Genomic DNA, 26,012 nt, shown 5'->3' with positions numbered 1-26,012 from the left:
AACATTGAGTTTCAAATTTAAATGTACAAAGGTCTATGATTTTCTAGGTGTGTATTTACAGATTCGTACTCTTTCAGATGTGGAGTTTGAGCTTATACCCTAAGCTGGTGCGGCCATTTTTATATTTTATCTTGGTGTAAAAGCCAAAAGATCTGACTGATGCAACATCTTTTACATGGAAAACTTTCTTAAAATGTTTGTTGGAGGAATAAAAGACCAGACCTGAAGTTAGTTTGTGATTCTTTTAGTAAACAATTTAAGGGAAGCATTTAATGCCAAAAATACGGCAGTAAAAATGGCAGAAATATAAACGGTCCCGTTATGATTTTGGTTGGCAACCCCAATAGCTACCAATGCCCAGACAGCTACCAATGCAAATGAAACCATACCCCGCTTCCACACCATATATAAGTGAACAAGCGTGGCAACGGCAAACATGATAATAGTCCAACTGGTCTCGGAAAAACCAAAACCTGACCATTCTATTTTCTTGAGATAAGCCGATACATTCGCGATCAAAGCAACGGAAATCCAACCTGAGTAAATATAAAAAGGTAACCGAAGAAAGACTGCTGTTCTCAAGTCCTTCGCTTCTATTGTTCCTTTGCTATTCATTATTATTTTCATCAATGAAATAAAGATAAGGATCATAATCGGGATGCTGATTAAAGTATATTCGTACAGCCAAGCCACGATCCAGAGACAATTTGCCACGCAGGAAATAACAAACCACCAACCGATATTTGAAACTGTTTTTTCCTTAACTTCCGTATTTTTTGTAAAAGAACCATAGTAGATGACAAAGCCGAGAAGACCAAGATAGATCAGTCCCCAAATGGAAAAAGCATAACCAGCGGGTGTAAATAAATTCTGATACTTTCCTGAAATACTTGCCATTGTTTCGTTATTGAAAAAGCCGGTATTGGAAAGATAATTGACACCAATGGTTACAATTAATGCCACTATATTCAAAATTTGATAACGTTTTACCATATTTAATTTTTCAAAGAATGTTTCTCATTTTAGCAAGTTAAATTAAACAAATTTCCTCAAACCTGAGAATGATACACAAAAATATTGTGTGGTTCTTGGGAAAATTAAATTTAGATCTAATAACACTTTAAAAATGTAACTTTAAGAATTATTTTTTAATCCAGAATGTATTCAATCCTTGAAAAATTTATCCGAAGCAAAGGCGATATCTCTCAGGAAAAACTGGAGAAGATAACCTCCTGCTTTAAAGTTTTGAAGACGAAGCGAAACGAAATTTTGATTCAGTATGATGAGGTCTGCAAATATTACTATTTTATCAACAAAGGCTGTATCAGGCTTTTCACGACCACGAAAGACGGCCTGGACAGTTCGCGATATTTTGCCTTTGACGGAAATTTTGCAACCGCCCTTCCCAGTTTTATAAACCAGAAACCTGCAGAAGAATATCTTCAGACCATCGAAAAATCTGAACTGCTCTATATTTCACGTCAAGATTTCTATCGTCTGGTTGAAACAATGCCGGAATTTTCAAAAATATATACTGAGATTCTGGAACTCGGATTTATATCACCGCTCAAAAAAGAATCTACGGATTTCAGGGTTTTGACGCTTTAGAAAAGGTAAAATGGCTGATTGAATTTCAACCTCAGCTTTTGCTTCGCGTTTCCAACAGAATGGCTGCATCGTATCTCGGTATATCACCCTCCACCTTAAGCAGAATAAAATCTAAGCTGTAAAAACCTTGACTTAGAGCAACGTTTTTGATTGTGAGACCTTCTAACTTTGTAAAAAGTTATGACAATATCATTTATTGCAATTTCATTTCATCATCATTTGTAGGAATTACATCCTCAAAATAATTTTAAATCAATCTAAAAAAATGAAATCACTTATCATCACCATTCTTCTGACCGTTTTGTCAATCAATACTACGGCACAGAATAAAGATTTTCAGCTCTCTACCCATATTCTGGATGTTTCAAAAGGCCTTCCTGCTCCGGATGTTCCAATCAGACTGGAAAAGTATAATCCACAATCCAAAGTGTGGACTTATCTGGACGAAAAAAAGACAGATGCCAATGGCAGAATTCCGAATTTTCTACCGTCTGCGTTTGCAAACAAAGGTATCTATAAACTTATCTATCTAACAAGCGATTATTTCAAAAAGAATAAAACAGAAAGCTTTTATCCTTTCATCGAAGTTGTTTTCGAGATCAAAGATGAAAATCATTACCACGTTCCCATTACGCTCTCACCGTATGGCTACTCCACTTACCGGGGAAGTTAATTATTTTTCAATTTCACCCTCACTTTGAATCCTATTTTAAGTGACATCATACTTTAATGAACCCATTTAATTTTCTAAATTGAATGGGTTGTTATTTTCAATGAAAAAATAATGATTCCTAAAATATTTCAAAATATCTTATTTCATTCTGACCACCACTTTGCCTTTCGCCCGTCCGCTTTCCACGTATTTCATGGCATCATTGGTTTGGCTGAAAGGAAATACTTTATCAATTACCGGTTTTATAATTCCTGCTTCAATTAATTCCGTAATCTCCGAAAGTTGTCGCCCGCTGGCTTTCATAAAAAGGAAATCGTAACTGATGTTTTGTTTTTTTGCCTTTTTTCTGACTTTACTGCTGAGCAATCCGACAATAATTTTCACGTACCAAGGGAGATTTAGCTTATCGGCAAAATCAGGTGTGGGCGGTCCGGAAATAGAGGTGATTTTTCCGCCAGGCTTTACAATTTCAAAAGATTTATCCAAAGTTTTGGCATCCTGACTGTTCAGCACAAAATCATAATCGTGAAGCAGATCTTCAAACTGCTGTGTTTTGTAGTCGATGAGTACATCTGCACCCAGACTTTTCAGCACATCAAAACTTTTTTCGCTGGCTGTAGTGGCAACCGTCAATCCAAGATGCTTCGCAAGCTGGATGGCAAAAGTCCCCACACCGCCGGATCCTGCCTGGATAAATACTTTGTCACCTTTTTTCAGGTTTGCATTTTCTACCAATGCCTGCCACGCCGTCAATCCCACCAACGGAATAGACGCTGCTTCTTCCATAGAAAGGTTTTCGGGTTTCAGTGCCACATCTTCCTCGTTCATTGCAATCTGCTCTGCAAATGTTCCGAATCTGTAATCTGCAGGTCTTGCATAAACGGCATCGCCTTCTTTAAATTTTGTAACTTTTGAACCTACTTTGATAACAATTCCCGCCACATCGTGACCTAAAATAAAAGGTGTTTTATATTTCAGAAATATTTTGAACTCGCCATCTTTGATTTTGGAATCCAGAAGATTGACACTCGCCGCGTGGATTTCCACCAACACCTGATTGTCTTTAACAACCGGATCCGGCATATCGCTCAGTTGCAGTTCGCCTCCTTTCTTGTAATTTTTAATGATAAATGCTTTCATAGTTAATGTGATGTTTTGATGTTTTGATGAGCTGTTTTTGGGTTCACCAGACTGAATGCTAATTTCGGGAAAAACCGGTGAAGGAAATACATAATTTTACTGTCGCCTACCCGAATGGTGTACTGGTTTTTTTCTAAACCTGAAATTAAGCCTTTTACCAATTGTTCGGGCGTTAATTTCTTACCTGTTCTGGACGCCGTCATTTCTGTATCCACAACGGGCGGAAGTAACTCAAAAATTTCCAGGTCACTGCCAATGATTCTGAGATGTTCCCGCAAAGCTTTGGTGTAAAACGCAAGTGCGGTTTTGGTAGCAGAATAGGTCGCTTCTACCAAAGACGGAACATAACTGAGAATTGAAGTGGTGTTGATGATGGCCGCTTCTTTTCGGGATTTCAGCATTTCCATAAAAAGATTGTTGAGGCGGATGATGCCGATGTAGTTGACCTCCATTTCATAAGCTGCGTTTTTTACGTGATGATCATTGGCGATACCCAAATTAATTGGAGCCACGCCCACACCAGCATTGTTGTAAAGAATATCGATCCCACCAAGCCCAAATACTTTTTCAAAAAGTTTTTGAGCATCATCTGCGTTGGAGACGTCACTCTGAATGGTAATCAGATCCGGAAACTGCTTTTTGGCAGCAGTTAATTTATCCTGATTTCTGCCTGTTATGATGACTTTTGCGCCTTTCTCCAGAAACTGTCTGGCGGCTTCTAATCCTATTCCTGATGCGCCACCGGTAATAAGAATGGTTTTTCCCTGAATTTTCATTGCAATGATTTTTTTTGATAAAAAGCCACTCCGGATTATACCTAAAGAGTGGCTTCTTAATCGGTTAAGAATTGGCTTCCTGGGCAGCTAATTTTGCCATTGCCTCGCCTACGGCAGCAGCATATTTTTTCACTTCACCTACAGGAATATCAAACTGATCTTTTTCTAATCCCAAGAATAGTTCCTCTGCCACTTCTGATGCAGGAATTCCGTTCTCCCCGCCGACATAGGATGAAAATTCAGTATTGGTCAAAGGAGGATAAACTTCATAAATCTGCAGGTTTTTCTGCTCTTCATAAGTATATCTTAAAGCCACTGTATAACTGTGTAAAGCTGCTTTTGTAGCGCCGTAAGTCGGAAGGAATTTGTGGCTTCCATAAACGGCCAAAGAAGAAATATTAACTACTGCTGCATCATCTTTTTGTAATAAATGAGGAATCATAAGCTCATTGAAATGTATGATGGCGATATAATTCACATTCATTTCAATCTGTGCTTTCTCAAATGCATTGGTCTCTTCACTTAAAAGGTATCCAAAAGCAGCTCCGGCGTTGTTGATAATCACATTCACCTCAGGATGATTGTTTTTCAATTCTTCTGCCACACGAATTCTATCTGCTTCTACAGCAAAATCCCCCTGAATTCCTACAGCGCCCGGAAGCTCTTTCAAGGCATTGTCCAGACGTTCCTGATTTCTTCCGTTAATGATGATGTGGTTGCCCTCAGCGGTTAATTTTTTAGCGATGGCTAAACCAATTCCGGCACTTCCTCCGGTGATGAATACGGTATTTCCTGTTGTTTTCATTTTTTCTGTTGTTTAAATGTTGTTACTGTTGTTGATTTGATGACATTTTTTTTTGCGACAGGGATTTACTTCGTACAATTCGGCCTAAAGGCCTCGGGTGAAGCGGCATCCTTTTGTGGAGCTTCAGCGGAACAAAAGATATAGCGGAAAGCCCGCCCGGTCGCCCAAATATTTTTATCGGTTAAGCGTAGGATAATCGGTGTAGCCTTTTTCTCCCGGTGTGTAAAAAGTCGCCTGATCGGGCTGACTGAGCGCAGCATTGGTCTTGAAACGCTCTACCAGATCCGGATTGGCAATAAACGGAACTCCGAAGGAAACCAGATCTGCATCGCCGTCCTGAAGCACTTTTTCGGCTGTTTCTTTGTTGAAACCACGGTTGATAATGATGGTTCCTTTGTAAATTTTGCGAAAATGTTTGGCCACTTCCTGTATGGCGTGAGGATTATTGGAAACGTCTGTAAATGGCTCGATGAGATGAACGTATGCCAGATTGTAATCATTTAATCTGTTGACGATGTAATTGTAAAGCTCAATAGTTTCATCATCGACCAAAATTCCCATAATGCCGCTTAGCGAAGGATTAAGACGGACTGCAACTTTCTCTGTATCTGCCACTTTTTGGATGGCATTCAGAATCTCGAACAAAATTCTTGCTCTGTTTTCCACCGAACCACCGTATTCATCGGTTCTCAGGTTGGCATTTTTACTGAAAAACTGCTGTAGCAAATAACCATTGGCACCGTGAATTTCTACACCGTCAAAACCCGCTTCGAAAGCGTTGACAGCGGCATTTGCAAAATCTTCTACCGTTCTTTTGATATCTTCTGTTGTCATCGGTTGCGGCTCTCCCGATAGCTGAAAACCTGATGCCGTGAACACCTGCTGTTGCGGATTGACATTGGATGGAGCCAAAGGTTTTTTACCACCGTGCAAATCCGGATGAGAATAAGCTCCCGTATGCCAAAGTTGCGCAAAAATTTTGCCGCCTTCCTGATGAACGGCTTCTGTAGTCAGTTTCCAGCCATCAACCTGTTCTTTGGAATAAATGGCAGGAACATTAATAACGCCGACCGCTTCCGGGCTTATGAAAGTACCTTCTGTGATGATGAGACCTGCGGTTGCTCTCTGCTGGTAATATTTAGCGGTAAGTTCAGTTGCTTTGTGCTCCGGATTGTCTGATCGGCTTCTGGTCATTGGCGCCATTACGATGCGGTTTTTCAGCTGTTGTCCGTTAAGGTCGTAGCTTTCAAATAAGATTGTATTCATATTAAAAATTTTATTGAGATTAATATTATAAAATATACTTTTTAGTATATTTTTGGTTAAAAAAAATTACAGACTGTAATTCTGGAGTTCATCTTTCAAATCCTGAACCAAATCATACATTGGTTTTGCAGAATCGATCGTTCTACAGATGACAATGCCCCCTTCTATGGCCGCAACCATCTTAAAAGCAAATCTTTTTGGATTCAGTTTTGACGAAAATTCTCCGCTTTCTATGCCCTCCTGAAGAATTCCGGAAAGCGCTTCCTGACCTGCTGCAAATCTTGCCGCCACTTTCTGTTTAATGGAAGGAAAATTGTCGTCTGCCTCCACTGCTGTGTTGAACAACGGACAACCGCCGTCTATAAAAGTATTGATGGGATTTTTGTAAAAATCCATAAACGCGTTGATTTTGTCTTTTGCACTTTTTTCCTTCAAAACAGCTGCGGTAATTTTCTCAGTAAGATGATTTAGAGAATATTCTATGACCTGCTCGGAAAGATCTTCCTTTCCCTGAAAATGTCCGTAAATACAACCTTTCGTCAATTTCGTAGCTTCCAGAACATCATCAATGCTCACACCGGAAATACCCTTTTCATTGTAAAGTGGTGCCGCTGTTTCGAGAATAAATTGCTTTGTTTTTTCTGCTTTGGTTGCCATTGTAGTTTATTTTTTAATGCTTTGCGAAAGATATTAAGAAATAGGGAACATTGCATTTCCGGTTGCGGTATTTTCGGGCTTTACCTCTTCCTGAAGTACATCCCAGTGCTCCACCAACTTTCCGTCTTTCACTTTAAAAATATCTACAGCGATGTAGTTTTTGCCGTGCCAATTGGAGAAACGACCGTGAACCATCACGATATCCTCATTTTCCGTTACCGTTCCTACTTCATATTTGAAATCTTCCGGCAATGTTGGAATAACCTGTTTCAATGCGGCGGTACCGCTAGGCAAAACCGGATTGTGCTGGATATAATTACTGTCGAAATAAAGATCCAACGCAGACAAATCTCTTCGACCGAATACCGATGTTACTGCTCTTGTTACTAATTCTTTATTGGTCATATTTACTGATTTTTGCCTAAATTGATTAGTTCTGTTTTCTTGTTAAAAAATCAGATAATGAATTTCTGATACAAATATACTAAAAAGTATATTTTAAAAACAAATAAAATATACTAAAAGTTTTATTTTATTAGACAACAGTGATAAATAGTCACGGATAAAGAAGATTAGTATATTGTTATAAAGTTTTTTAAAAACCAAATGAAACCTTTTTGTTGTTGAATCTTTTCTTCAAATCTTTGAGATAAATGCTCAAAAATATAGATTCCCCAAAATTTGCAAAGCAAGTCGGATAAACCTTTTCCCTCAACATACTCTTTAACAACTTCTTCAAATTTTAGTAAATCGTTTCCTGTTAATTCTGCAAGTTCCTTCATTATTTCGCAAGAAGCATTATTAGCTGCAGTCTCATCCATTCCTTCATTTGTTTCAGAACAAAATACAAGAAGAAAATCCAAAACTTCTTGAAAAGTCTTCCCTTGCAATGATCCAAAACCAATGTCAGTTAAGGTTTGTTGTAAACCAGTATTTCCAAGTCTAGAAAAGAAATTGGCAATTTTACCAGCAGATCTAATTCCAGCTCTACCTATCGAAGAAGATCGACCACTAGTAAAATTAATAAATCATGGTTTCGGAAGTATTATTAGTAAAAGACATTTCACAAGAAGTTATTGGAAAACTTAATGCTAATGACAATGAAACCTTATTATCATTACTTGAAAAGGAACTGATTAAATATCCTGAAAATGCTAGTATTCATAAAGTATTTATTGAAATGATGGTGCAAAATGTGGCTGGTGTAATTTAATCGTATGGCAGAGCCATTAAAAAAACTGACAATAAAAAGATACCAAAATTTACTTGTATCTCTTTTTTTAGATACAATAAAAAATATACAAGAATAAATTCATAAATTTGTATAAGTGAAAAATTGTAAAAGACATATCACTTTAGTTTTACTGTTAATTTTGGGATTTTTACTGACTCCCAACTTAAGTTATGCCTGTTCAAAAGCATCAACTAAAACAGCACATCAGAAAGTTTCAAAAAATCATCACGAAAGAGCAGAAAAAAAAGACTGTTGTGAAGATAAATCCTGTAATAATCATAAACACGATAACGATTGTAGTGGCCGATGCAAAGACAGCTCCTGCAGATGTGGAAACTCTTCATTCAGCATTTTGATTTCTACTGATCTGAAATCAAATATTTCTTTTGATTTAGTTGAAAATCGTCAGTTTGAACTTACACAATCCTATTATTCTTTAGGGTACTACTCCATTTGGCAACCGCCAAAAATAGGTTGAAAAACTAGTTGAACAGCCATAATTCCGTCTTGTCAAAAGCAAATCTGCTTTTGAATTATCGACTTTAATTTTAATCAGAAATGGATATAAGAAAATCTATTTCTCAAAAAGTAATTCTTATGAAATCAATATCAAAAATATTGATGGCAGTCACTGTACTGTTATCATCAGTCAACATTTTAGCTCAAATTAAAAATGCAAAAACAGAAACCTTTAAAATCTATGGCAACTGTGATATGTGCAAATCTAACATTGAGAAAGCAGGAAATCTAAAAAATGTCGCCCAAGTAGTTTGGAACAAGGACACAAAAATGGCAACATTGAGTTATGATGAAAAGAAAACCAATCAGGATGAAATTTTGAAACGTGTGGCATTAGCCGGTTATGATAGTGAAAAATTTCTAGCTCCGGATGATATCTATGCCAAACTTCCGGAATGCTGCCAATACAAACGAGACTTAAAGCCAGCCGCAGCAGTTAAAGATCATACTATGGATATGAACTTTGAGCAAAGTAATCATAATCACGCTGGAATGGCGATGGAAAATTCGGGAAATCAAAATCAATCGACGTTAAAATCAGTATTTGAAAATTATTTCTCTCTGAAGGATGCTTTGATAAATTCTGATGGAGCTATTGCTTCTGCTAAGGCATTGTCTCTTACCAAAGCTATCCAAAGTGTTGATATGACAAAGCTTTCGACCGAAGAGCATACTGTATGGATGAAAGTATTGAAAGACCTATCTTTTGATTCAGAGCATATTTCGGATACAAAAGATGCTTCACATCAGAGAGACCATTTTGTATCGCTTTCCGAGAATATGTATAAATTAATGAAGATTGCAAAACAAGATACTCCAGTTTATTATCAACATTGTCCGATGTTCAACAATGGTAAGGGTGCCAATTGGTTAAGCAAAGAGGAAGCCATTAAAAATCCTTATTACGGCTCACAAATGTTGACTTGTGGTAGTACCGTTGAAACCATTAAATAACAGCAATATGATTCCTCTCAAAAATAACATTTTGCGGTTATTCCAGGCTATTTTCTTGCTTGTATTTTCACAATTACTTTTCGCACAGAAAGTCGTACGTTATGAACTGTTTGTAAAAGACACTTTGGTTCATTATGCTGGAAAGGAAAAAAGAGCCATTGCCGTAAACGGACAAATTCCGATGCCTACACTTACTTTTACCGAAGGCGATACAGCAGAGATTGTAGTCCATAATCAATTGAAAGAAAGCACTTCACTGCATTGGCACGGGGTTTTTCTTCCCAACAAAGAAGATGGAGTGCCGTGGCTTACGCAAAAACCCATAGCTCCAGGTGAAACTTATACGTATCGTTTTCCTATAATACAAAACGGTACGCATTGGTATCATTCACATTCGGGATTACAGGAGCAGATTGGGATGTATGGAAACTTTGTTATGAAGAAAAGAAGCGACGACAAAACTTTCAGAAAAGGAATAGATGATTTGCCGGAAGTCCCCATTGTTTTAAGCGAATGGACTGATCTTAATCCTAAAAACATCAACAGAATGCTCCATAATGCCAATGACTGGGCTGCGATTAAGAAAAATGCGACACAGTCTTATGCAGAAGCCATACGTGAGGGTTATTTTAAAACCAAACTTAAAAACGAATGGAAACGGATGACAGCAATGGACGTAAGTGATGTCTATTATGATAAAGTATTAATGAACGGCAGCAACGTTACTGATTTAAAAACCATCGATGGCAAATCTTTAAAAGCAGGCGATAAAGTGAGGCTAAGAATATCCAATGGTGGAGCATCATCGTATTTCTGGCTGCGTTATGCAGGTGGAAAAACTACGGTAGTCGCCAATGATGGCAATGATGTAGAACCTATAGACGTGGATCGGTTGATCATCGGTGTTTCAGAAACCTATGATGTGGTCGTTACCATTCCTAATGATGGTGTGGCTTATGAATTTCTGGCAACCACTGAAGACAGAACGCAGTCTGCCAGTTATTTTGTAGGTGATGGCATTAAACAGTTAATCTCTCCTCTTCCCCGTCTTAAATATTTTGAAGGAATGAAGATGATGAACGGGATGATGAAAATGAATGGCGACCTGGATGATATGGGAATGAAAATGAGCCTGAACAAAATGGATATGAATGTAGTAATGTATCCCGAGATTACAGGAAAAGAAGAAAATAAAGAAGATCATAGCGGACATAATATGGATATGAAATCGGGAATGAAGATGGACGACAATCCGAATCGATACAACGCCAACGCTTTGGGAGACATTACGACGCTTAATTATTCGATGCTGCAATCTCCTTATAATACTACATTGCCTAAAGATGCACCTGTAAAAGAACTAAACTTTACACTCACCGGTAATATGAACCGCTATGTCTGGAGTATGGATAATAAGATCCTTTCTGAAACCGATAAAATCCCCGTGAAGAAAGGCGAAATATTACGTATAACTATATACAACAACTCGATGATGCGCCATCCGATGCATCTTCACGGGTATGATTTCCGGGTAATTAATGGAAAAGGAGAAAAATCACCCCTTAAAAACGTGTTGGATATTATGCCTATGGAGACCGACACTATTGAATTCTTAGCCAAAGAAGAGGGAGATTGGTTTTTCCATTGCCATATTCTTTATCATATGATGTCGGGTATGAACCGTGTTTTTGCAGTCGGTGATTATCAAAATCAAAATTTACCAGATAAGAAAGAGGCCTATAATATGTTGCAGAAAGAAAGTAATATGCCTCATTTTATGGTTGAAAATGATTTTGCAACCAACGGAAATGATGGACAGGCCATGTTGCAAAATGCAAGATGGAGTTTAGGTACAGAATGGCGTTTAGGCTACAACAGTATGCACGGTTACGAAGTAGAAACTCATTTTGGCAGATACATCGGAAAAATGCAGTGGCTGATGCCTTTTATCGGTTTCGACTGGCGGTACCGCAAAATGGGAATTGACCAACAGGAAAAAAACTTATTTGGACAGACTAATGAAAAAGACACCAGGAGAGCATTTAGTCTGGGTGTTATGTACACTTTGCCGATGCTGGTCAACCTTCAGGCAGAAGTTTATCACGATGGTATTGTAAGATTAGCATTGATGCGTGAGGATATTCCGATTTCTAAAAGGTTGAGAGGAGGATTTATGGTGAATACCGATAAAGAATATATGGGCGAACTGAAATACATTATCAATAAAAATGTCGGAATCCGGGCTCATTACGATAGTGATATGGGTTGGGGAGCAGGAATATCGTTGGTTTATTAATATTATTTAAATTTCAGAATAAATTCAGGAAATCCTGACAGAAGAAGTTGTATTTATATCTTTAATATTATATATACTATTTTCAGAAAAAAGCTGGCGAAGCTAAACAAAGGCATATTTTTTTGCAATCTTAATTCAGAATTGAAAGATAAACAAAAACTAAAACTGCATAATAAATAAACTACAAGAAATTACTGGATAAAATTGAGCTTTGTAGTTCTTGTTTAATTTGGCTCAAACGAATTAAATCATCGACAAAAGTGTTTGAAGATACGCTCGTCGAGGTCACAAGACCGACATTTGAAGATTTTACTCTCTTATGTCGGTTTTTTTATTTCCTACTTTCTAATCAGATGATAAGATATACTATTTACACGAATTATATAAATAATTTCGATTAATACTCATTTCCTAGAATATCACAATTACAATATGGAATAACCTATAGGCTTAAATGCGTAATTATTAGACATTTCAGCTGAACAAGCTGTCATACCAACAATAAGATCCATCGCTGCTTCAATGATTATATAATCTCCAGCTGCACTTTTGGGAGGAAGCACACTTATTTTACCAGTCTCACCATTAACTGCAACATTCATAAAAACGTTAAAGCAAATAGGAATGCTATCAGGTTCAATACCAAATGGTTTTAGTGCTTCACAAAGATTACCAAAACAGCCGCGGTGAGGATTTTCATCGCCGTATATAATTCGGAAGGTGTCGGCACTGCAGGGAGTTAACAGAAAGTCATGGCGGCCCACGGTATCCTCAATAATATTAAACATAATATTACTTCTGTTTGAATAGAAGGGATTTCCTTTGGTCAGAAATATGGTTTCTGCATAATCAATTGTTCTTCCGGATGAAAGATATTCTTTGGTATCATTTAGATTAAAACATATAAAATCTGAAACCTGCTCTCCTTTGATATCGGTAATTTTAAGTTTTTCTCCTTTTCGTAGAATAAATGCGGTACCGCTTCGTGGTTGTATTGTATTCATTAATTTTTATATTTATAAGGGCATTCCCAATTTTTATCATATCTCATACCACTATACTGATACACTTCCGAATCATCACCAAAATCATGAAGCATCGGATTAATGGAGCCGCTAAGCGCAACATCCCTTTTACGCACAATATTTTTCATTTTGTCATACCTTTTTAATGATCTCAATTCTTCAAATTGCTCATGTGGATTAAAAACAATTGCCGGATAACGGAATCTTCTTGCATCCCTGCTGCTTCCCGGGGAAAGCCCAATAATAAAAAAAGCTTCTTCTTTCAGACTAAAACTAAACTGTGGAGATGACGGGTCTGAATCTACACGGGAATCATAAGGATATCTCTGTGCATCCAGATCAGACAATGCCTGCAACCTCTGCCAAAGAAGACTGTCAAACATCTCCTCATTGATAGAATGCGTTTCGGGAAAGATCACACAAACAGTGTGAAAATCGCTATCTGCCGCTCTGTACTCATCAATGAATTTATAAATGAAATCCAGGATTTCCTGATCATCTTTCGGGCAAGCCAAATGACCGGCAACAAAAATATGCATATGATCTCTCGTAAGTGCAGCCTTAGCTGCTACACAAGGAAATATCTTGTCGTCAATAAATGACCTGAAAGCATCTCGTACTGCCAGGGCATGCTCTGTATTTTGTGAATTGTTGTTTGGTGTCATACCTTAATATACGCAAAGCGTATGCCACCGGAAAATATACCCGACTTTGAAATATCCTAAGAATTTCAGACAGGATTAACGCATAACTGATGTTAATAGACTGATGTAAAAACATACATGAATGACGGCAAAAGATATCTGACAAAGATCAACCTTCAAAAAAATTCCAGTAAGAAATAACGAATGAAAAGGCAGTTTCAATTACTATAAGTAGGGGGCGTATAGTAGATCGATTGCTATATTTAATTAAACGACTGCCTGAACTCCAAAGGCGAAAAATTAGTCTTGGTTTTAAAAAGTTTACTGAATGATTGCGAATGTTCAAAGCCCAGTTCATACGCAATTTCCGAAACGGAAAGATTCGTTGTCGATAACTTTTCTTTCGCTTTTTCTATAATTGTATTCTGAATAAACTGTTGTGTATTTTGTCCGGTCAGTGAACTCAGCAAATCACTTAGATAGCGTTGCGATAGCTTTAATTCGGAACTTATGTATTTAACTGACGGCAATCCGTTTTTCAGACTGTTGCCCTCCTCAAAATAACGGTTTAAGAGTTGGTCCAGAGAGCTGACAATATCGTTGTTGACGGCTTTTCTGGTAATAAACTGCCTGCTGTAAAAACGGTTGCTGTAATTCAGTAACAATTCTAATTGTGACACCAAAACATCCTGGCTGAAGCCGTCAATATTATTCTCAAGTTCAACGGCAATTGAAGCAAATAAACCTGCGATGATCTCTTTTTCCTTAGCGGATAAAAATAATGCTTCCGACACATCATAAGAGAAAAAACCATATTGAGGTATGGTCTTCCCCAAAGGATAGTTTCGGATAAAATCCGGATGAAAATAAAGCGCAATTCCTTCATAGCTTTCTATTTCTTCGGGAGGGAAAACGATTTGTCTGGGCTTCAGAAATGCCATTCCGCCTTCTTCAAAATCATAATATCCCTGTCCGTATTTGATTTGTCCCGTAAATGCTGTTTTAAAGGAAATTTTGTAAAAATCAAGGCTTATTTTCTGTCCTCTGGGAAATGTCTCCATGGGCACATTCCGATAATCAACCAATGCGATCATTGGATGCAACGGCGCAGGAAGCTCCAATAGACGCATCAATTGGGATATACTGTTGATATGAAAGATATCAGATGATTTTTGCATTTCGTTACTAATTTAATCAATTTTGTTTTGACGGGCGAATTACCAGTTCACCAATTTCAACATCGTTTGGCTGGCTAACTGCATACATTACCGCATTGGCAATGGCTAAAGGATCTAAAGCCATTTGATCCATTTCTTTTTGAATGGCCGTTCTCATTTCTTCGTTTTTGATGCTGCCAGCAAAATCTGTTTTTACAAACCCCGGCGATATTCCCGTAATGCGTATTTTTCCGTCTGATTCCTGACGAAAAGCTTCCGCAATGGTACGAATAGCATTTTTTGTTCCGGCATAAACGCCCATCATCGGGGTAATTTTTAAGCCAGCCGTAGAAATAATGTTGACGATATGTCCCGCCTCCTGCATTTTAAAAACAGGAATTGCTGCGGCCATTCCATAGAGTACACCTTTAAGATTAATGTCGATCATTTCTTCCCAACCTTCAAGATCCAGATCGTCAATGCGGCTTAGCTGACTGATACCGGCGTTGTTTACCATCACATCCAATTTCCCATATTGGTCAACAGCTTTATGAACCAGACGATCAAGATCAGCTTTATTCTTCACATCAGTTGTAATACAGGCAGCTTCGCCACCTGTACTTTTAATGTCTTCCACAAGCTGCAACAACTGTTCTGTACGTCTCGCACCTAAAATAACTTTTGCTCCGTTTTTAGCCAATTCAATGGCTATGGCTTTACCCATCCCGCTGCTTGCACCGGTAATGGCAACTACTTTTCCTTTAATATTATGCATTGCTTGTATTTTTATTTGTCAATTTGCTTTGCTAAAAACTCAGGATAACGGTCACCTGCAAGTGTAATTCCTTTCACCGTTATATCAATATTGGCAAGCTCATCCTGGGTTAAAATAATATTTGTACTGGCAATATTTTCTTCTAACCGATGCAGCTTTGTGGTTCCGGGAATCGGTGCAATCCACGACTTTTGGGCTAAAAGCCAAGCTAATGCCAATTGTCCTGTGGTCACATTTTTTTCTTGGGCGATTTCGGAAAGCGCCTCCACCAAAACCCAATTGGCCTTTATATTTTCTTCCGTGAAACGTGGGAGAACATTCCTGCGATCAACAGCCTCTAATTTTGTATTGATGGCACCCGTGAGAAAACCTTTTCCCAAAGGACTGAACGGGACGAAGCCAATGCCTAACTCTTCCAGAGTTGGTATAATCTCATCTTCCGGTTCACGCCAGAATAATGAATATTCGCTTTGTAATGCTGACACAGGGTGAACTGAATGTGCTTTCCTTATCGTTTTAACGCCGGCTTCCGATAAACCAAAATATTTTACTTTACCTTCTTGTATGAGGTCTTTCACTGTTCCGGCAACCTCTTCTATCGGAACATTGGGATCAACCCTGTGCTGGTACAGCAAATCAATGTAATCTGTCTTTAATCTTTTGAGTGATGCTTCAGTTACTGCCCTTATCGTTTCTGGTCTGCTGTCCAAACCTACTGCCGGACTGGCATCTTTACACCCGAACTTTGTGGCGATCACTACGTCTTTTCTATAAGGTTTTAATCCCTCTCCAACAAGCTCTTCATTGGTATAAGGTCCATAAGCTTCAGCAGTATCAAAAAAATTGACTCCTCTTTCAACGGCATTGCGCAGTAGCGTTATAGCCTCTTTCTTATCAAGCCCTTTGCCATCCAAAAAATTTAAACCCATACAGCCAAATCCCAATGCGGAAACTTCCAACCCGCTATTTCCTAACTTTCTTTTTTGCATAATTAATTTTTTTACTTGTTTTTAAAACTGACCTCAATTTTCAATTACAAAATTCCTTAATCTCATTCTATAAAAAGTAGTCCAATTGGTAATTGTTGTAGTCAATCAAAATAAAAAACAGTTACAAATCTTTATGAAAAATATTGGTAGTAGTATTGAGGCAAATAATAAAATTATAAGTTGGGCGGCATATATCAAACTGCTTGTTGCAGCAACCCTGTAACCGCTTCTGATCAGTCTAAGGAAAGTCCCATTCCTTGGAGGCCCCCGTTACAAACCATACTTTATCCGTATCCACATTCTGATTTTATTAATGACACAAAATTAGAGTGACAATGTACATCAGCGATAACCAAATTGAAACAATAGATTACAAAAATCAAACAACTGAAACCCTTTAAACCGATCAAAGTAAGAAAATCGGAAAATATAGCACCTGATTGTTGCTTCCAACCATGAAAGCAATCTGAATAGGAACAATTCTTGTCATCATTTGATCAGTCAATAAAAATTATGGATAAAAAAGTTTCTAACAATACGGGCGACCACCTTGCCAATGAACGGACTTTTCTGGCTTGGGTTCGTACGGCAATCGCCATGATGGGATTCGGATTTATTTTGGTAAAATTTTCCATTTTCCTTAAACAGATATCTCTTGCATCAGAGAATCACCTTCTTTCGCACGTTCAGAATGGACAATCCAGTCTGACAGGTGTATTGCTGGTTGGTGCAGGTGTAGTCGTATTAATCCTTTCGTACATCAATTATTTACGGATTAAGAAGCAGATTAACAGCAATTCTTACGTGGGAAACAATATTATGCTGCTTATCCTTGCCGTCATGCTGATCTCCTTAAGCATCTTTCTGATTTATTATTTAATCGGCAACCTATAACAATGGACAATTGATAAAGTCTACTATCGTAATTACATAATAATTAAATATTATCATTTTGAGTTTAAAAATTTTGTACAGCGTTCTATAATTATAATTGCACTTATTATTCAGCAGCATTAGCCATCACGGCTTTATTAATTACTATCTTAATAAACAGACTACAGGAAGATTTATCCCAAACCTACTGGGAGAAACATCACTTACAGAACGCTTTATTTCCCTAATATCTTTTTCCTGTGATTGGCTCCCCAGTTATGCAATTCCTCAATAACTTTTTCTAAAGTAAAAACATAATCTATTGCCGTATATTCCACCAATACAGGAAATTCATCATAAACTGTGCGTTTGATTAGCTGATGTTCCTCCAGATCTTTCAGTTCTTTAGCTAAAACTTTTGAGGATATTTTCGGAATGCTCCTTTCTATTTCCCTGAAGCGTTTATGACCGCTCATAATAGAAATAATAATGAGAATCTTCCATTTGCCGCTGATGACGTCAAGGGCATCACGCACGGTCAGCATTCTTGCCAAACATTCGTTTTTAGTACTTTCCGGAAATTGATCTGTCATATTGCTTACTTTAAGGTAACTGCTTACATTTGGGTAACTGCTTACAAAATGTAAGCAAATGTACGTAATTTTGTATCATTAAAAATGTAAATAAAATTTTCAACAATTAATCCTTAAAGAATGACAAAACAGATTGACTTCGTAAAAAATCCTGATAAAAAATCCAAACGTATCTATTGGATCATCACTAGCTTTACAATGGCATTGATTATATTGCCATCCTATTTCGCACCAAGAGAGTACCTCATCCAGGCGGTAAAAAAGTTACAGTTTCCTGATTACTTTACTCTTGAACTGGACATCTTAAAAATCGTTGGAGCTATTGTTATCCTGGTTCCGCGTATCCCTACGATGTTCAAAGAATGGGCCTATGTTGGTTTCGGTATCCTGCTATTGTCGGCAAGTCTGGCGCACGGCATTGTCGATGGATTTGTAAAGGGTGTTGCACCGCTTGTTCCTTTTGTATTTCTTGCTGTATCCTACTATTATTTTCGAAAACTTAATTATGAAAATTAATTCATTGACGTTTTTCCGACAATTAGAGGCTGTCTCAAAATGCAGCCTTTTTGTTTATCTTATCGGCCCGAACAAAATTTTCGCCTCAGCGGTGATCATCATTTATTTTCAATATATTTAATTCATTTATACACTTTATAAATTCTCTTTTCCTATCTTCTTTAAAATAAGGTAGCCCTTCAATACCATTTTTAATATCGCTATACTTTATTGGTAAATTATAAGTTTTAATCCCTTTTCCTGCAAAGTAATAGTTCCTGGCATAAATAACTGATTTCGGTGTATATTGATCTATTGCCAAACATTTTTCAAAGGCATTAACTTTATCTTGGATGACCAATTCGTATCTAAAATACTCATCGACATAATTATTCCTAAAATCTTCTGTAGAAAGCTTTTTTGTGTAAAAAACAATTTTATTTTTCTCTTTAACTTTAGTATAAGAAAGACTGTCATATCGTAATTTATAAGGACTCGCAGTAACCTCAAAAATATTTTTATTATTTACAATAAAAATTCCGTTATAAAAACCTTCTTCATCATGGAAACCATCTTCTATATACATGTGAGAATATTTTTTATCTGGATTTATATCATTGGCCTTTGCACCCAATAATCTAAAAATTTGATATCCTTCTGTAAGCATCTTTATTTCTGTTGAATCACGATAAGTAAAAGAGTTTCTATCTCTTAATAAATTTACATTCATCCGTCTCAAAAAAATCCTTTCTTGAGAATTACAAGAAGAGAATAACATAATACTGAACAGTAAAATAATATTTTTCATTTTTCGAATTTAAGATTATCTAAAACGATTTTTTTTTTGAATGTGATACATGCAGCAGCTCTGTTAAGTACGTTGGCCAATATGTTAAATTCCATTTGCAATATCCTGCTGGAGCTCTTTTTAGTTATATTCGTAGTTGTATTTACTCCGGAGGTATCCGAAGTATTCCTGTGTTTTAATCCAAAAGCGTTGTAATCATTTTTCAACAATCACCAACTGTGCGCCTTCTCTGGGAAAGCTTACCCTGATGTTGCCCAAATGGTCAACATCGGTGTACTTTTTAAATTAAACCTGCTGAATTATTTAAATGATAATAAAGAGACTGTAATTTCAACAGTCTCTTATTTTTTATTAGTAATGATTGCAAATTCGACAGATAGGAACAAGAAATCATAACCAAATAATAAATATCACCATTTACCAATAATGGCTATATCATTATCTAAAAATTGCTTTAACATTAAAATATCAAATTCAGAATCTTTTTTTATCCATTTATTACGATACAATAATTCATTAAAATAATATCTTATTGAAAGAATAGGATTGAATTTAACTCCATTAAAATTAATAACTTTCGTATAAAATATTTCTCCAAAACTATTTTTTTCTTCTGCTGTTAAAATCTCCAGGGTTAAATTCTTCTTTGTTTTATATTTGGATTTAATGTAGTCTATACTATATAGTAACAACGGAATTTCAGCATCAACAATAAATTCATTAACATCGGCTGTTTTTAAGTAATTATTAATAACCGTATTTATTTGTATATCATTATTAAAATCAATATTGTATTTGTTAGTAAAATTTTGTTTAACCTCATTAAAAATTTGATCAACATTATATTGATTCTGACCTAAAAATAAATTCCTATTTGTATCAGATAAGCTGAAATTATCTTTAAATTTCTTTTTTAATTTTTTATGATATTCTTTATCAACATAAGTAACCAATTCATTATAATCGTTAAAAATTGTTTCTTTTTCTTTATCCATTAAATAGATCTTTTCTTCTTGATTGGGATAATAAAATACTTTAACATCATTTGTAAAATCAATATAAAATATTACATATCTCATTTCATGCTTACTATTTTGTGAGTGCAAAATTGCGAGTTTTTTTTATTATCTGATCACGGACTGAAAGTCTGCGAAATCGGGATTGTCACTAATTCTGATACATGACTAAAAAATTATCTACCATTTTTTGAAGACGCCTTTTCAGAGCAATAAACTGAAGATGAGGATGGAATCGGTTTTCCTTTTTCAGTATAAACATAATTCATTGATGATTTTGCACCTCTTTGTCCTAATTCATATGCTTTTAATATTGAATAATTCCCATATTTACTTTTATATTTATCAAATAACGGACGCGTACCATTCGAATCAACATCTCTATTTTTTCTTTAATCTCTTTTGCTGGAATAATGGTTTCAAAAAAAAGGTGCATTCCATCGTCACCCGTACCCTCTTCATATACCTTTCATTGATTCGATATAATCACATAATTCATATCTAAAATTGAAATCTTCAGATATGTCATCGCCCCAAAATGGGATCAAAATATGGTACTTTTCCATTTATTTCCAATTTTCTAATTTCCATCCTTCTTCCAAACGCTCTTTTAGATAGGTGTCATTCCAAACGCTATTAGGAGAGAATTTCAATTGCTCCTCTGTTAGACTCTTAAGATGTTCTACCTCATTTGTTTTTTTATCGATGATAAGCCACTCTGCGCGATGCAGGTAATGTTCTGTCCTAAAATATCTTGGTGTGACAAAGTCACGAGGGAGATCAATGTTTTTTACAAAATCTATAATTCCTTTTTTTAGTGCCGCTTTGACAGGAAATTGCACATAAAAAAAATCTTCTAAGAAAAACCGCTCAATATTATCTGGAATCTTCGTATGTAAATCATATGACACTTTTACCAGCTCAACATCACTTTTATCATTTTCGGGTGACTTAACAAATTGTAAAAAGCCAAGTCCTTTTTTTGTGGATATAGAGTAAATATCGCCTAATTGTACTTTTTTCATTTTTAAAATTTTATATCTGCGTTTTCTAATAGTTGTTTACCTAGTTTGAGACTTTCTCTTCTTATCAATTTGACCTGTTAATTTATAATGAGGAATTGACATCTCAGATACATCCTTATTGAAATTTTTTATATCTGCCTTAAATGTCAAATTCTTATAATTTTCTAAATCAAAAAAATCTACACATTTTTCAGTAGAATAAAAAGTACTAAAATCTGTTGTGTCAATAGGTAAAATATAATCAGAATTATTAATAACTTAATTTCTAAAAATTTTCATTTAACTAAGTCATTGTTAGAATCAATAAATTTTATATGACTTTTACTTGTGAAATAAAAAGAAAAATATAAAAACATGAGATATATCAATTTTTTTATAATTATGAAGATATTTGAGAATGTTTTTATCGACAAAAATAACCAAGAGTAGGAAATACCTACTCTTGATTTATATTAATTTGTTTTTAATTTTTATTGATTTTAAACAAGTTAATGATTGGAAATTATGCCATCACTAACTTTGATACACGACACCAATATATTGATAGCGACCATTTATAATTATTCATAATTAAGAGTTATACTTTGACCATACTTTTCTAATCCTTCAAAACTATTAAAAGTAATCTTTTTTTCTTCAAAAACTATTGAAAATATAGGTGGGGCATTATCAAAAAAAGTTGAGTTTGTTAGAAGGTTAAACTTGTTAGAAGTTCTTGACTTTTGTAAAACTTTATTACCAAAAAAAATAAACCCATCCTTTCCTCCTTCAACTATACCTATCATCTTATATTTTGGAATTAATAAAATGGGATTAAATTTGTTATTTTCTCTTTCATCAAAAAAGATAAGTATTTGATAAACACTTTCTTTTTTATTATCAATCTCTGACTCTACAATTCTTGAGTATATCTTAGCTGGGATACTCTTTCCATTACTATTAGTTAATGAAAATGTATTCTCTGGTTTAAGAATTGTAAAATATTGAACACAACAGAGAATTACTAATAGAAAAATAAATGTAATTATTGAAATAGTTCTTTTCATAATATTATTGACCAAAAAGTTTTAAATTACTATGCTTTATTATACTGTTAAGTTTGGGAGTTCCAACATATCTTCGGTAGACATATCCATTAGTTCCTGGCATATTTTCTAAGTGTTTATTACTGTAACCATAATTTGACATTTTTACTCTATCATGAGAAGCATAAATAGATTCTGTACTAGAGATAATAATCCCAACATGGCCACTGGCATCGTCCCAACTAGCCGAAGCTGCTACAATATCTCCTGGTTGAGGTGAATTTACAACTTGCCAGCCAGAAATAATATAATTAGGATCCGCCCATTGACCAGCAGTTATAGGAGTGCCAAAATTTATGATTGAAAGTAAACCATTAGGACCGGGCATATTGATTCCAGTTTCTTTTAACACATCATCAACAAATAAATTACATTTATTTGTATTTGCTGCAAATCTACCTTTTTCTATTTCATATGCCCACGATTTACTATCGAAATGTTTCACCGCATTCTTAACAATATTCTGACGGATTTTCATTATATCATCATCTCCAAACTGCGAAAAATCAATCCCTTGGAAATATGATGGTTCAGCAAGATATGCCATAATATCTTTATACATCTGAGTTTCTCCGAAAGTGGTACTTCCACCACCACCTGAATTTTGATTTACTGCTCCAAGTGAATTGGTACGATAGACTTTTACAGAATGAGACTGACTTAAAAGGTAATTCATCGCATCCCATTCATCCAATGTGGTACGCGTACCATTCGAATCAATGCTTTCGTAGTCACCTGTGCCCCAATTGTATTCTACACCTCTTCCATCCGGATCGACAAACATGATAGGATTATTAACGGCATAATTGTATGGTGAATGCCTTCTGTACACTTCCGCCAACGGATCCACAACGCCCCATCTACCGATATCCGGCATATAGAATCGGGCACCGTAATCGTACATACCAATTTCCTGCTGGAATTCCTTTCCGTTATATTCGTAATTATAATTTACCCCGGAGGTATCTGTTGGATTTCCGTGTTTTAATCCAAAAGCGTAATAATCATTTTTCTCAACGATTGCCGCCTGTGCGCCTTCTCTGGTAAAGCTTACCCGTACATTTCCCAAGTGGTCAATGTAATTGTAAATATACTTCTTTTTTATAAAATCATAATACCCTTCCGAAGTGGCAAAGAATTTCAGGCCGTTTGTATTTAAAAGATCTGTAATTTCGTAACTGTATTGGAACCCGTCAATATATTCGGTATCGATAAAAGTATCCTGTTTTAATTTTCCGGAAAAATAAAGGAATCTCTTTTTTATCTTAACGCCGTCCGCCCGGTAAGCGTACTGAACGTTACTGTAAATGTCCTCTCCGTTTCTGGTGACATAATCATTGAATTTGATATAATAAGGCAGGTTGAGGTAGTTGTATTTAATCTGAAGAATACCTTTATCCAAATGCTTGGTCATATTCCCGTTATCATCATAGGTAATGGTATTGCCCGAGGTATCCGGATAGCCGTAGTAGTTGGACGTCTGATCAGCTACTGAAGTAAGCCTGTTTCCGTTATAGGTATATGTGAGCGCATCGATCTGTTCCGCAAATCCTGAATATGATTTCTGATTTCGGTTCAGTCCCATGATGTTTCCGTTGGAGTCATAGCTCATATTCTCATTATAGAATCCGTTCTGAGGAACTGTGGTTTCCGGTTCCTGATAAACCGCACCGGTAAGCCGGTTATATCCGTCATACTGATAGCTGTACCTTTTCAGGATACCATCTGCAGCCGTTTTCCAGTTTACTTCCGTAATATTTCCATTATAATTGGCCTGTGCTACGGATGCATTGGATGTAGAACCGAACTTAACCTCATAACCAAATAATTTACTCCCTAAATTGGCCGGATCATTGATTTTACTTACCCAGCCTCTGGTGTTATAGGTATACTGTATATCCTGGAGATTATTCCCTACTTTTTTACTGGTGAGCTGTCCGAGTTCGTTGTAGGTATAGTCTGCCAGCAATTCTTCCGTAAGGCTATTAACCTGATGGTAGTGCTGTTTAAGGCGGAACTGGTTATCATAAATAAACCGTTCCTTCACCGATATTTCAGTGTCGGTGCTCAATTTTTTATGATAGGTGTTGGCCAAAAGAACCACTCCGGAAAAATCCAGCTGCTTTTCTGTCTTGGTATATCCTCCCAAATGGTTTTTGCCCTGGCTTCCGACCGGTCTTCCGGTAAGATCATACCAGATGTGGGTGGAAGACCAGTTATCATCATCCAGGTTTTTCACCAGCGTAGCCGTTGGCATTGCCCTGGTGCTCCTGATGCTGGTGATTCCATTGGCGGTCACCGTAGAAGAACTGGAAAGTATGCTCTGGCCTAAGATCGTTTCAGGTCTTGGAAGCGTATTATTAAAATTCGTTCCCGGATAAGTATCATAATAGTTCACACTGTACAGCGTAAATGTTCCCGCAGGATATGCCGAATTGCTGTAAAATACCTCCTGTGTATTCTGTATAAAGGAGGTAGAACTTCTGGCCTCATTATTCAGTCCTTTTAAATCGGCATTTGCCTGTTCCTGGGCTCTTGTTCCTCCCGTGAAACGGCCTGTATACACGATCCGTCCAAATTTGTCATATCGGGTAAATAGCCACTGGTTTGGAGTATCAGGATTATTTTTCATATTGGCATCCTGAGTAGCCACCAAACGGTTCTGCTGGTCATACACCATATATTCCCATCCTTTTCCGGGAAGCTTTTTCTCAATGAGCCTGTACTTGTTATCATAAATATATTGATAGCACAGGTCATTTAATACCTGTTGCGATAAAGAATTGCTATTTGCCGCGATACTCTCTACAGCCTTAGGAGAAATCACAAAGGCAAGCATGTTCAAGTCGTTATAGATATAATAGGTGTCCTGCTTAGTGGTGCCCGATTCTTTTCTTACCAATATGGTCTTTCCTTCTGAGTTTTTGAATTCACTGGTTGTATTGCCGTTCTCATCGGTAACAATGGTTTTGGATAACTGACTGTTGCCGTATGTAGAGATTCCAGTAATGGATGTCGTTAGAATTTTACTGCTCCATGCCGCATCCGTAGCAAATCTTTTAACCTGGTCCGATGTCGTATTGGTAAGATACTGTGTTTTGACGGTATGCCCTGTGTTCATGGCCCATTCTGTGCCGGGATTAGCAATCTCTAATGTTCTGGCCATCGGTGAAGCTTCCAGTTTTTGCTCCGTGTACGCGTTGGATACTCCGTAATAGGTATTGGCCGAAGTTTCCGAAACAGTATTCTGGATGCCCGAATTGGCCGTAGGAACCGGAACAGGAAGAATCGATTTTACCTGCCTTCCGAGATCATCATACACAACAGGTGTGGCAAGATCCTGTCCTGAAGGAGTAACTTTTACCTGTACGACCTGTTTTGCTCTTCCCAGTCCGTCAAAATACTGTACGGTTTCATTCTTCTTACTCCCATTTGCAGATAAATATACTTTGGTATAGATATAGTTTTCAGAAGCTGTAGGAGTGGTCTGTGCATGGGCAAACCATGACAAACCAACCCCTATAATAGAAAATAAACTTTTCAGCTTTCGTTTTACGGCATTGTTATATACTGTATGTAATTTCTTATACTTTTTCATC

Annotated in this window: 26 protein-coding genes; 7 read left to right on the top strand and 19 right to left on the bottom strand. The window is 36.5% G+C overall.

What is annotated here, in order from left to right; genetic code table 11:
- Positions 1-228: 228 nt before the first annotated feature.
- On the bottom strand, positions 229-963 hold the full coding sequence (locus ODE14_RS01710; RefSeq protein ID WP_263602717.1) for a tryptophan-rich sensory protein: 735 nt from the start codon (positions 961-963) through the stop codon (positions 229-231).
- A 195-nt stretch (positions 964-1,158) separates the two neighbouring features.
- Here ODE14_RS01710 and ODE14_RS01705 point away from each other — a divergent pair, with 195 nt between their 5' ends.
- Both ODE14_RS01705 and uraH read left to right on the top strand, forming a co-directional pair.
- On the top strand, positions 1,159-1,608 hold the full coding sequence (locus ODE14_RS01705) for a Crp/Fnr family transcriptional regulator (RefSeq protein ID WP_263602716.1): 450 nt from the start codon (positions 1,159-1,161) through the stop codon (positions 1,606-1,608).
- Between the two features lie 265 nt (positions 1,609-1,873).
- On the top strand, positions 1,874-2,281 hold the full coding sequence (gene uraH, locus ODE14_RS01700) for a hydroxyisourate hydrolase (protein ID WP_263602715.1): 408 nt from the start codon (positions 1,874-1,876) through the stop codon (positions 2,279-2,281).
- A 138-nt stretch (positions 2,282-2,419) separates the two neighbouring features.
- Here uraH and ODE14_RS01695 read toward each other — a convergent pair whose 3' ends face one another.
- The 7 genes from ODE14_RS01695 to ODE14_RS01665 all read right to left on the bottom strand — a co-directional run bounded on the left by ODE14_RS01695 (position 2,420) and on the right by ODE14_RS01665 (position 7,746).
- Complete coding sequence (locus ODE14_RS01695; RefSeq protein WP_263602714.1) at positions 2,420-3,421, bottom strand: NADP-dependent oxidoreductase; 1,002 nt, start codon at positions 3,419-3,421, stop codon at positions 2,420-2,422.
- 2 nt (positions 3,422-3,423) lie between these two features.
- Positions 3,424-4,197, bottom strand: a complete 774-nt coding sequence (locus ODE14_RS01690) for an SDR family oxidoreductase (protein WP_263602713.1) — start codon at positions 4,195-4,197, stop codon at positions 3,424-3,426.
- A 64-nt stretch (positions 4,198-4,261) separates the two neighbouring features.
- On the bottom strand, positions 4,262-5,002 hold the full coding sequence (locus ODE14_RS01685) for an SDR family oxidoreductase (RefSeq protein ID WP_263602712.1): 741 nt from the start codon (positions 5,000-5,002) through the stop codon (positions 4,262-4,264).
- A 174-nt stretch (positions 5,003-5,176) separates the two neighbouring features.
- On the bottom strand, positions 5,177-6,268 hold the full coding sequence (locus tag ODE14_RS01680; protein ID WP_263602711.1) for an alkene reductase: 1,092 nt from the start codon (positions 6,266-6,268) through the stop codon (positions 5,177-5,179).
- 66 nt (positions 6,269-6,334) lie between these two features.
- Entirely contained in the window at positions 6,335-6,925 is a 591-nt protein-coding gene (locus ODE14_RS01675; protein ID WP_263602710.1) for a TetR/AcrR family transcriptional regulator, read from the bottom strand.
- A 33-nt stretch (positions 6,926-6,958) separates the two neighbouring features.
- Positions 6,959-7,330, bottom strand: a complete 372-nt coding sequence (locus tag ODE14_RS01670; protein WP_263602709.1) for a nuclear transport factor 2 family protein — start codon at positions 7,328-7,330, stop codon at positions 6,959-6,961.
- 167 nt (positions 7,331-7,497) lie between these two features.
- Complete coding sequence (locus ODE14_RS01665) at positions 7,498-7,746, bottom strand: hypothetical protein (RefSeq protein WP_263602708.1); 249 nt, start codon at positions 7,744-7,746, stop codon at positions 7,498-7,500.
- Positions 7,747-7,955: 209 nt separating this feature from the next.
- Between ODE14_RS01665 and ODE14_RS01660 the strand changes: the two genes are divergently transcribed.
- The 3 genes from ODE14_RS01660 (at position 7,956) to ODE14_RS01650 (ending at position 11,928) form a co-directional block, all read left to right on the top strand.
- The gene (locus ODE14_RS01660) at positions 7,956-8,138 is read left to right on the top strand and encodes a hypothetical protein (RefSeq protein WP_263602707.1); all 183 of its coding nucleotides are present in this window, start codon (positions 7,956-7,958) and stop codon (positions 8,136-8,138) included.
- A 618-nt stretch (positions 8,139-8,756) separates the two neighbouring features.
- A complete protein-coding gene (locus ODE14_RS01655; RefSeq protein ID WP_263602706.1) occupies positions 8,757-9,632 on the top strand; it encodes a DUF3347 domain-containing protein in 876 nt (291 codons plus the stop codon).
- Between the two features lie 7 nt (positions 9,633-9,639).
- Entirely contained in the window at positions 9,640-11,928 is a 2,289-nt protein-coding gene (locus ODE14_RS01650) for a multicopper oxidase domain-containing protein (RefSeq protein ID WP_263602705.1), read from the top strand.
- A 425-nt stretch (positions 11,929-12,353) separates the two neighbouring features.
- Here the strand turns inward: ODE14_RS01650 and ODE14_RS01645 are convergent, their stop codons facing one another.
- From ODE14_RS01645 to ODE14_RS01625, 5 genes are all read right to left on the bottom strand, one after another.
- Positions 12,354-12,932, bottom strand: coding sequence for an urea carboxylase-associated family protein (locus ODE14_RS01645; RefSeq protein ID WP_263602704.1), 579 nt, complete (start codon positions 12,930-12,932; stop codon positions 12,354-12,356).
- Positions 12,932-13,618, bottom strand: a complete 687-nt coding sequence (gene gntA / locus ODE14_RS01640; RefSeq protein ID WP_263602703.1) for a guanitoxin biosynthesis heme-dependent pre-guanitoxin N-hydroxylase GntA — start codon at positions 13,616-13,618, stop codon at positions 12,932-12,934. Before gntA ends, ODE14_RS01645 begins: the two co-directional genes overlap by 1 nt.
- A 242-nt stretch (positions 13,619-13,860) precedes the next feature.
- On the bottom strand, positions 13,861-14,775 hold the full coding sequence (locus ODE14_RS01635; RefSeq protein ID WP_263602702.1) for a helix-turn-helix domain-containing protein: 915 nt from the start codon (positions 14,773-14,775) through the stop codon (positions 13,861-13,863).
- A 16-nt stretch (positions 14,776-14,791) separates the two neighbouring features.
- Complete coding sequence (locus tag ODE14_RS01630) at positions 14,792-15,529, bottom strand: SDR family oxidoreductase (RefSeq protein WP_263602701.1); 738 nt, start codon at positions 15,527-15,529, stop codon at positions 14,792-14,794.
- Between the two features lie 11 nt (positions 15,530-15,540).
- Complete coding sequence (locus ODE14_RS01625; protein ID WP_263602700.1) at positions 15,541-16,518, bottom strand: aldo/keto reductase; 978 nt, start codon at positions 16,516-16,518, stop codon at positions 15,541-15,543.
- A 513-nt stretch (positions 16,519-17,031) separates the two neighbouring features.
- Here ODE14_RS01625 and ODE14_RS01620 point away from each other — a divergent pair.
- Positions 17,032-17,412, top strand: a complete 381-nt coding sequence (locus tag ODE14_RS01620) for a YidH family protein (protein WP_263602699.1) — start codon at positions 17,032-17,034, stop codon at positions 17,410-17,412.
- 215 nt (positions 17,413-17,627) lie between these two features.
- Here ODE14_RS01620 and ODE14_RS01615 read toward each other — a convergent pair whose 3' ends face one another.
- Entirely contained in the window at positions 17,628-17,984 is a 357-nt protein-coding gene (locus tag ODE14_RS01615; protein ID WP_263602698.1) for a winged helix-turn-helix transcriptional regulator, read from the bottom strand.
- A gap of 120 nt (positions 17,985-18,104) precedes the next feature.
- Here ODE14_RS01615 and ODE14_RS01610 point away from each other — a divergent pair, with 120 nt between their 5' ends.
- Entirely contained in the window at positions 18,105-18,500 is a 396-nt protein-coding gene (locus tag ODE14_RS01610) for a DoxX family protein (RefSeq protein ID WP_263602697.1), read from the top strand.
- Between the two features lie 85 nt (positions 18,501-18,585).
- On the opposite strand, the gene ODE14_RS01605 is transcribed toward ODE14_RS01610, so the two are convergent.
- The 5 genes from ODE14_RS01605 to ODE14_RS01585 form a co-directional block, all read right to left on the bottom strand.
- A complete protein-coding gene (locus tag ODE14_RS01605) occupies positions 18,586-19,287 on the bottom strand; it encodes a hypothetical protein (RefSeq protein WP_263602696.1) in 702 nt (233 codons plus the stop codon).
- A gap of 410 nt (positions 19,288-19,697) precedes the next feature.
- Positions 19,698-20,366: a hypothetical protein gene (locus ODE14_RS01600; protein ID WP_263602695.1), complete on the bottom strand. Its 669-nt coding sequence runs from the start codon at positions 20,364-20,366 to the stop codon at positions 19,698-19,700.
- Positions 20,367-20,869: 503 nt separating this feature from the next.
- Positions 20,870-21,328 carry a hypothetical protein gene (locus ODE14_RS01595; RefSeq protein ID WP_263602694.1) on the bottom strand — a complete coding sequence of 153 codons (459 nt, stop codon included), beginning with the start codon at positions 21,326-21,328 and terminating at the stop codon, positions 20,870-20,872.
- A 560-nt stretch (positions 21,329-21,888) separates the two neighbouring features.
- Positions 21,889-22,374, bottom strand: a complete 486-nt coding sequence (locus tag ODE14_RS01590; RefSeq protein ID WP_263602693.1) for a hypothetical protein — start codon at positions 22,372-22,374, stop codon at positions 21,889-21,891.
- 4 nt (positions 22,375-22,378) lie between these two features.
- Entirely contained in the window at positions 22,379-26,011 is a 3,633-nt protein-coding gene (locus ODE14_RS01585; protein ID WP_263602692.1) for an RHS repeat-associated core domain-containing protein, read from the bottom strand.
- Position 26,012 lies beyond the last annotated feature (1 nt).

It is taken from the genome of Chryseobacterium sp. PET-29, assembly GCF_025736815.1.
Lineage (GTDB): Bacteria > Bacteroidota > Bacteroidia > Flavobacteriales > Weeksellaceae > Chryseobacterium > Chryseobacterium nepalense.
Note: the sequence above shows the minus strand (reverse complement) of the source record. Positions and strands in the feature narration are given on the sequence as shown.